This window comes from Pseudomonas floridensis (genome assembly GCF_002087235.1).
GTDB classification, from domain to species: domain Bacteria; phylum Pseudomonadota; class Gammaproteobacteria; order Pseudomonadales; family Pseudomonadaceae; genus Aquipseudomonas; species Aquipseudomonas floridensis.
In genome coordinates this window covers 43,708-51,757 of the sequence record NZ_MUIO01000110.1, presented here as the reverse complement: position 1 = coordinate 51,757, position 8,050 = coordinate 43,708, and the positions used below count along the sequence as shown (strand labels likewise).

Annotated in this window: 6 protein-coding genes; all 6 read left to right on the top strand. The window is 57.3% G+C overall.

Annotation, left to right across the window (positions count from 1 at the left end; genetic code table 11):
• Positions 1-400: AAA-type ATPase lid domain-containing protein (locus BZK31_RS24255; protein ID WP_279628818.1), on the top strand; the 400-nt coding region annotated here is incomplete at its 5' end.
• Between the two features lie 210 nt (positions 401-610).
• Positions 611-1,762 carry a type VI secretion system-associated FHA domain protein TagH gene (gene tagH, locus BZK31_RS24250; RefSeq protein ID WP_157900785.1) on the top strand — a complete coding sequence of 384 codons (1,152 nt, stop codon included), beginning with the start codon at positions 611-613 and terminating at the stop codon, positions 1,760-1,762.
• A gap of 25 nt (positions 1,763-1,787) precedes the next feature.
• The gene (tssJ, locus tag BZK31_RS24245) at positions 1,788-2,276 is read left to right on the top strand and encodes a type VI secretion system lipoprotein TssJ (RefSeq protein ID WP_083185814.1); all 489 of its coding nucleotides are present in this window, start codon (positions 1,788-1,790) and stop codon (positions 2,274-2,276) included.
• A gap of 2 nt (positions 2,277-2,278) precedes the next feature.
• Positions 2,279-3,610, top strand: a complete 1,332-nt coding sequence (gene tssK / locus BZK31_RS24240) for a type VI secretion system baseplate subunit TssK (RefSeq protein ID WP_083185813.1) — start codon at positions 2,279-2,281, stop codon at positions 3,608-3,610.
• A 17-nt stretch (positions 3,611-3,627) separates the two neighbouring features.
• Complete coding sequence (gene icmH, locus BZK31_RS24235; protein ID WP_083185812.1) at positions 3,628-4,503, top strand: type IVB secretion system protein IcmH/DotU; 876 nt, start codon at positions 3,628-3,630, stop codon at positions 4,501-4,503.
• Complete coding sequence (gene tssM / locus BZK31_RS24230; protein ID WP_083185811.1) at positions 4,500-8,015, top strand: type VI secretion system membrane subunit TssM; 3,516 nt, start codon at positions 4,500-4,502, stop codon at positions 8,013-8,015. The genes icmH and tssM overlap by 4 nt, the downstream gene beginning before the upstream one ends.
• Positions 8,016-8,050: the final 35 nt, after the last annotated feature.

Sequence of the window (8,050 nt, the reverse complement as noted above, 5' to 3'; positions counted from 1 at the left end):
CGAGGACATCGAACCGCTGGCCAGGCATTTTGCGGAAAGTGCCTGCAAGTCGCTAAAACGAGAACCGGTTCGATGGTCGGAATCTGCACTCACTGTACTGGCTGACTATTCCTTTCCAGGAAATGTCCGGCAACTGAAAGGTTTTGTAGAGCGTGCCGTTCTGCTGAGTGAGAGCGGAGAACTACTGCCAGAACACTTTCCACTGGCCATCGGCATTCAGACTGCTCACCCGGCCGTCACGTTGCGCGAAAGAATGGAGCAGTTCGAGCGCGGCGTTCTACTCGAACAGCTGCACAGGAACGATGGAAATCGAAGTGTGACTGCGCGGAAGCTGGGTTTATCGAGACGCACTTTACTTTATCGAATGGCTCATCTGGGTATTAACAGCGCTAGAAAATAGCGCGTTCAGGTGTACCTCATCGTTCGGATATTAGTTGCTATGGAGAATTCTGATGACATCCAGTCACCGGATTGCTGTGCTTTTTTTATGTGTTCTATCGACGCTGATGGTGGGGTGCAGCAGCCCATTGAAGTTCAGTGATAAAGACTATCGGGCCTTGGGTGATTCGATTTATACCCATCACGAACACTGATCGGAAGAGACATGTCAATGGAACTGGTGTTTGAAGTATCCAATCCTCTGGAACTTAGAGAGGGTTGCGCGCGGTCCTGGACATTCGGACCGAGCGGTGGTGTCGCAGGTCGCAGCCATGATTGCGAATGGTGTATCGAGGATCAGGCCCGTCATGTATCCAGACAGCATGTACGTGTCAGCTATGAAAGCGACGCCTTCTACCTGACGGATATCAGCAGTAATGGAACGCTGGTCAATGGCGTGGAGAGAATCAAGTCGGGAGAGAAAAGGCGCGTCAGACACGGGGATAACTACCTGTTCGGACGTCTCGAAGTGCGCGCACGGTTAGTTGAACTCCAGCGCAGTCAGAACCACAGACAGCATCAGACATTCTCTGCGGAAAATCAGTCAGTCGATGAACTCGATCCGCTGGCTGCTTTGCAGGCACGAGGGGAAATGCATTGTTTGATCGATGATCTTTCCACATCGGATGAAGGCCGTGTGAGATCCCGTGGTTCCGATGTCCATGCGCACGTAGAGCGTGAGCACCTGCTTGTGCCAGAACTGATTACGGCACCGCAGCCTGACGTCTCCGGACATTATCCTCAGCAGCCGGATGGAAGAGCCGGGCTGTTCTGGCAACAGTTCGGCAATGCGCTGAACGTCGATCTGAGTGGCGTCGGGTCATCCGGCCGTGAGGCGTTGGCGGTCGATGTAGCGCGTCTGTTCAAACAGTGCCTGGAAGGTCTTGAACACAGTTCATCCACACGCAACGAACTCAAGTCGGAGTTGCAGTCAGCCTCGCGTGCACTGGTATCTGACGGTGAAAGTCCGTTTGAAACGTCTGCAATCGAGTCGGTCATCAAGCAACTTCTGCTGCGTCAACCGACGCAGGCTGCCCAGACGATCGCCCGATCCTTTCGCGATTCGCAGGCTCATCAAGTCGCATTGATGGCCGGATGCCGGGCCATGGCACGCTCGACGCTGGAGCATTTCTCTCCACAGCGGCTGCACTGGCAGTTCGAGCATGAGAGCAGGTTTTGCTTTCGCACCTCCGGCAGTCGCTGGCGTGCCTACGTACAACACCATCGCACTTTGAGTCAGGACGATACCTGGAGCGCAGGGCTATGGGGCCGGGACTTCGCAGATGCCTACGACCAGCAGATCCGTTTGATCAACGCTCTTTGAACACACTGACAGGGATAACGTAACAATGTCTTTGAATTTCGCGCGGCCTCTCTTGTTGGCTTCGCTCATGCTGTCTGGTGGCTGTTCCGCACTGTCGCCTTACTCCGCGCAAACCCGGCTGGACATCAGCATTACCGGCAGTGACCGGCTCAACCCCGATCTCAATGGTCGGCCGTCACCGACCGTCCTGCGCCTGATGGAACTGAAACATCCGGCAGCGTTTCAGACCGCAGACTTTTTCTCTCTGTATGAGCGAGGCAAAGATGCCCTCGCTCAGGATCTGGTGGCCACTGAGGAGCTTGAGCTACGCCCGGGCGAGCGGGTTGATCTGAAGCTGAGGCTGACGCCGGGCAGTCTTTATGTCGGTGTACTGGCCGCGTATCGCAATCTGCCGGAGACACGTTGGCGTTACCTGATCCAACTGACTCCCAGACAACTCACACGTGCCGAGTTCACGCTTGATGAAGCAGGTCTGCACCGCAGTGACGAAGCCGCTATCAGTACAGGGAATTGAGTATGAATTCGCACAAGGTTATCTGGCAGGAAGGCATGCTGCTGCGCCCGCAGCACTTTCAGCACAATGATCGATACTACGACCAGCAGATGAGACTGCGCTCGCAACTGACCGGCAGCTATGTCTGGGGCTTTACGAAGGTCGAGATCGATCAGCAATTCCTCGCTTCGGGCCAGATCGTGCTGAACCAGGCATCAGGCATTCTGCCGGATGGAACGGTCTTCGACCTGGGTGACCGGGACAGACCGCTGGCCCTCGAGATTCCGGCCAATACGGCCAATAAGGCGGTTTATCTGGCATTGCCGATGGTTACGGGTAATTGCATCGAAGTGCGTAATGCCGAGCAGCCGGATGTGCTGGCGCGCTTTACCTCTTACACCACCACGGTCGCCGACTCGAATGCGGGTGAGGATGCCAGAACGGAAATACTCTGCGCCCGACCTGAGTTCCGGTTGCTAATGGAAGAGCCGCAGAGCGGGCATGCCTATGTGAAACTCAAGTTGTGTCACGTGCTTGTCAGCACGCCTGACATGGCCATCAGGCTCGACGCCGATTTTGTTCCTTCGTTCATCAATGCAGGTGGATCAGGCTACCTGATGTCGTGTCTCAAGGAAGTCGTGGGACTGCTTGAGCACCGTGGCAATGCAATCGCCGGACGAATGCGCCCCAGTGGTCAGGCTGGCGGTGTCGAAGTCGGTGACTTCATGATGCTGCAGTTAATCAATCGCGTGCAGCCGGTTCTTGAGCACTACCTGGCGACCCGCGATGTTCACCCGGAAATCCTTTATCGCACGCTATTGGCGTTGCTGGGCGAGCTGGCGACTTTCGGGACGCAGAGCAAACGACCGCAACTGGACAGCCAGTATCAACACAACGACCAGGGTGCAACGTTCGGGAAAGTGATGCACGCCATTCGACAGGCGCTTTCGATGGTGCTGGAGCAACATGCGATTGAGCTGGAACTGCAGACCCGTCAGTACGGTGTGCTGGTTTCCCCGCGCGTAGATCGACAGTTGCTTGGCTCGGCCTCGTTTGTGCTCGCCGCTCGGGCGCAGTGTGACGCTGAAGAACTGCGCAATCAGTTGCCGTCGCACCTGAAGGTCGGCTCGGTGGAAAGCATTCGCGAACTGGTCAGCCTGCACCTGCCGGGCATCCGTCTGCGACCGCTGGCAGTGGCGCCGCGACAGATCCCCTTTCACTCGAACAAGACCTATTTCATCCTGGAACTCAGCGACCATGAACAGTCGCAGGTCGATACATCCGGTGGTTTTGCCTTTCACGTATCGGGGGATTTTTCCGGGCTTGAGTTGCAATTCTGGGCAATCAGACACTAATGGACAGGTTACCGAATATGCAAACCGACCGTGATGACCTGACCGTGCTGCACGGTAAGCGCTCAGGTGATCGTTTTTACGAGCGGCTGACTCGCACAGCCGACCCGCACCCCTTCGAGCGTCTTCAGGAACGGCTGGCCTATAGCGCCAGTCTGGCCCCGGAGACACGCCCCGACATTCACATCAATCCGCTGGTGGCCGCAGCCAGTGAACTGATCGGGCAACTTTCAAGATTGAATACTGCGCCCGCTGTCGGGGATGTGCGTCCGTTGAACAGGCAGTTGATCGAGCAGGTAAAACAGTTTGAGGTCCACGCGATGCATCAGGCCATCGAGCACGACCAGATGCTGGCGGCTCGCTATGTGCTGTGCACCGTGCTGGACGAAGCGGTGCTCACCACTCCCTGGGGCAACACCAGCGACTGGTCGACCATGAGCCTGCTGAGTCATTTTCACAAAGAAACCTTCGGCGGCGAAAAGTTTTTCCAACTGCTGGACAGACTCGGCAGCAATCCGCTCAGGCACCTACACATGCTCGAATTGATGTACTTGTGTCTGGCGCTGGGGTTCGAAGGCAAATATCGGGTCGATCACCGGGGCGGTGACGAATTGGAGGGCATCCGGGATGGCCTTCATCGACAGATACGCCAACTGCGGGGCGATGTGCCGCTTACCTTGTCACCTCATTGGCATGGCTCTTCGGAAACAGGCGTGCAACAGCCGCGGCTCGTTCCGTTATGGCTGGTGGCGATGTTTACGCTGATGACGTTGACGGTGATGTATTCGGGCTTTGCGTGGGTCTTGGGCAAGCAGCGCGAGACCGTCCTCAAGCCCTATCAGTCAGTGGGTTCAGCGACGCTTGAGCCGCAGCCGAAAAACCGGAAAGCACCATGAAGATTATTTTTAAACAGTTGTTGTCCGTTCTGCGCAAAACCTGGGTCTGGTCTTTGTTGCTGGTACTAGGGGTTATTTTGCTGGTCTGGTTTTTCGGGCCACTGCTCGCCGTGGCGGATTACAGGTTCTGGGAAAGTGCCACATCGCGCCTGCTCGCTACCAGTTCGCTTTTGCTGATCTGGGGGTTGGCAATGGTGTTTGTCAACGCACGTGCGGGCAAGCGTCAGCGCCAACAGCAAGAGAGCGAGGCGGGAAGGGAGCGTCTGCGGCATGACCTTCTGATCGATGAGGAGCGCCAGGAACTAGGTCGTCGGTTCAAAGATGCCGTGCGTCTTATCAACCGATCGAGTCTCTATGACAGCCATGACGAGGCCTGGCGTCACGAACTGCCCTGGTACCTGGTGGTTGGCCCGGAGGGCAGCGGCAAGACCAGTCTGCTGGATTTTTCCGGTCTCGATTTCCCGCTCAACAAAGCGGAGCGCAAGCTTACACGCGACATGAAAGGCACCGCCTGCTGTGACTGGTATCTGACCGATCAGGCCGTGATCATGGATACCACAGGTCGCTATCTGACCCAGCCCCGGCCTGAAATCGACAACAGTGCATGGCGAACCCTCTTATCGCTGCTGCGGGAGAGACGACGGGCCAGACCGCTCAACGGCGTGCTGGTTACACTGCCGGTCGATGTGCTGACCGACAATAATCCGGCTCGACTGGAGTCTCTGGCTGAAACGGTTCGTTGCCGTCTGGACGAGGTGCACCGGCAGTTACGCGTCGACGTGCCTGTGTATCTGGTGCTGACCAAGGCCGACGCCTTAGAGGGCTTTGATGAGTTTTTCGACCAGTTGTCTCAGGAAGAGAGCCGGCAGGTGCTGGGATCGACCTTCCGCAAGGACGAGCGGGGCAGTGATGTCAGCGTCGTTGAAAAGGCCTTCGGGGCGCTGTTGAAAAGACTGAGCAGTCAGGTCATCACCCGGCTTCATCGAGAGCGAGATATCAAGCGACGCGGACGAATGCTGGAGTTTCCCGAGCAGTTGGGACGTATCGGTCACGCCCTGAACATCTTCATCGAGATGTCTTTCTCGGGAAACCGCTACCAGCGTGCCACTCATCTGCGCGGGTTTTACCTGACACGCGCACCGCACCGGATCGAACATCAAGCCGCGCCACAGCAAAGCGCAGACCATGAGTACGCTAATGATCTGCCCTTGCGGCATGCCGGGCGTCCGAGATTCATTCATGACTTGCTGACCAGGGTTATCTTTGCGGAGTCCGATCTGGCAATGCTGGACGAGGAGGTGCGCCGCAGACTCGATTGGCGACAGCGATTGATCTACGGCACCGCAGCGTTGGCGGTCGTTGCTTCGGGCCTGCTATGGACCACCGGATTCAGTGCCAACCACGATCGGCTGGAAGCACTGCGCATCACCGCTCAGCAGGTGGTCAGACAGCATTCGACGGTAAAATCTCAGGACGACGCGCTGATGCTGCTGGAAATGCTCAATACGCATTATCAGGCCACCCGCGTGTTCCCTGATACCTCTGGTCTCGCCGTGTACGAGCGCAACGGTCTCTATCAGGGCAAGGCGGTCAACGAGTCACTGCTTGCCAGCTACCACGCGCAACTAAAGCGCTGGCTGTTACCTCGGGTAGCGCAGTTGCTCGAAACGCAGATGCAGGCTGATACGACGGATCGTGAGCAGATGATGGGCAGTCTGCGCGCCTATCTGATGCTCACCCGGCCGGATCGGCGCGACCGCGTCTGGTTGAAAGACTGGATCACTGCCGACTGGTCCGTACGTTATGCCGGCCATGCGTTGGCGCAGCGTCAGTTGAACGAGCACTTGCAGCGGCTGCTTGAACTGCCTTTCGATTACCCTGGCAATGAACGTCTTGTGGCCCACACGCAACAGGTTCTGCGCGACGAATCCTTGGCGGGTGTGGTGTATCGGGTTTTGCGCGACAAGGCGCGCAGCCTGCCCGAGTACAGCCTGGCCCAGAAACTCGGTCCGCAGAGCCAGTTGCTGGAGGGCGTTGACTACCGGATTCCGGGCTTTTACACCCGCCACGGTTATCAGCAGTATTTCCTGACGCGAGGCTTCGATGTGGTCAGTGAGATTCTGCAGGACAACTGGGTATTAGGTGAAAGTGAGGCGCTCAGTATCGCTGACATGCGCAGGTTGATGATTGAGCTTGAGCAGTTTTATTTCCGCGATTACGCCAACCATTGGTCAGAGGCTCTCGGTCGGGTGTCGCTGCAACCTTTTGAGGGTTCAAGACAGGCCGCAGTGCTGATGGCTGGCCTGACGACAGCCCATTCGCCCTTGTTGCAGTTGCTGGTCGAGGTTCGGGAAAATACCCGTTTTCCAGCGCCGGCCGAGCGTGTCGATGCACCAGCCGACGCAGGGCAGACAGAAGCGCCGCCCGGCGGGTTGGCCAAGATCGCCTCGACGGTAGGCGGACAGGTCCGGCAGGGGTTGGCTGAAAGCTTGCCCGATGCTGCCAAACGGGCGCTGCAACGCCGCTTCGAACCGTTGCACAAGTTGCTGGTTGAGGACAATGCGCCGGGTGCCGGACTGACATCAATGTTCAAGGCACTGGATGACCTGCAGATGCAGATGGCGGCCCTGGCCCGTTCGGGCCAACCCGAAGTGGCTGCGTTCGAGATGGCGCGCAATCGCATGAGCGGACAGCGCGATGCGCTGAGCAGTTTGCGCAATACGGCTGCGCAATTACCGCAGCCTGTCGGTAACGGGTTCAGCAAGTTGGCGGAAGATGTCTGGAGCTTTGTGTTGCACCAGTCGTACCAGTACGTCAATCAGCGTTACAAAGAGGAACTCTACAGTTTCTATGGACAGTCCCTCGACAAACGATATCCGTTTTATGCGCACAGCAGCAGCGACGTTGCGCTCAATGACTTTCGTGAGTTCTTCAGGCATCAGGGTGTTGCCGAGCGCTTTTTTGACAACTACTTGAAGTCCTTCGTCAGTGGCGAGCCAGGACACTATCGTCTGCGCAGCATCGACGGTTTCAGTCTGCCGATGAGCCGCGCCTATCTGGATCAGATGGCCGGAGTGCACGCCATTCGCGAGCGTTTTCTTGTTGGTAGCACCCAGGAGCCGCTGGTGAAATTCAAGCTTGAGCCATATACCCTGGACTCGAATGTCAGTCGCGCTGAATTCCGCCTCGGTAATCAGTCCGTAGAGTATCGCCACGGTCCCATCGTGCCTGTCGCGTTTACCTGGCCGACCGAGGTCGAAGACGGTCGAGCCAGCCTGGTGCTGGACCGAATGGCGGGACGCCCGGTGGGCATCGAGAAAAACACGGGGCCATGGTCGCTGTTCCGTCTGCTGGATCTAATGCAGACCGAGCCACTCAAAGGCCGTGACGTTCTGGTGCTCAAGGCTGACGTCGGCGGAATGCGGGCTAACTACCTGCTGCTCAGCCAGCGTTCGGCAAATCCTTTCGACATGTCGGTGCTGCGTGAATTACGCATGCCCGCACAGCTCTGATGACGACTGCTTTTAACTCGCGTGCGATCGGGCAT

Excerpts from the sequence above, each read along its gene's own strand:
- tagH (WP_157900785.1), top strand. The coding sequence starts at position 611 with ATGGAACTGGTGTTTGAAGTATCCAATCCTCTGGAACTTAGAGAGGGT.
- tssJ (WP_083185814.1), top strand. The coding sequence starts at position 1,788 with ATGTCTTTGAATTTCGCGCGGCCTCTCTTGTTGGCTTCGCTCATGCTG.
- tssM (WP_083185811.1), top strand. The coding sequence starts at position 4,500 with ATGAAGATTATTTTTAAACAGTTGTTGTCCGTTCTGCGCAAAACCTGG.
- icmH (WP_083185812.1), top strand. The coding sequence starts at position 3,628 with ATGCAAACCGACCGTGATGACCTGACCGTGCTGCACGGTAAGCGCTCA.
- tssK (WP_083185813.1), top strand. The coding sequence starts at position 2,279 with ATGAATTCGCACAAGGTTATCTGGCAGGAAGGCATGCTGCTGCGCCCG.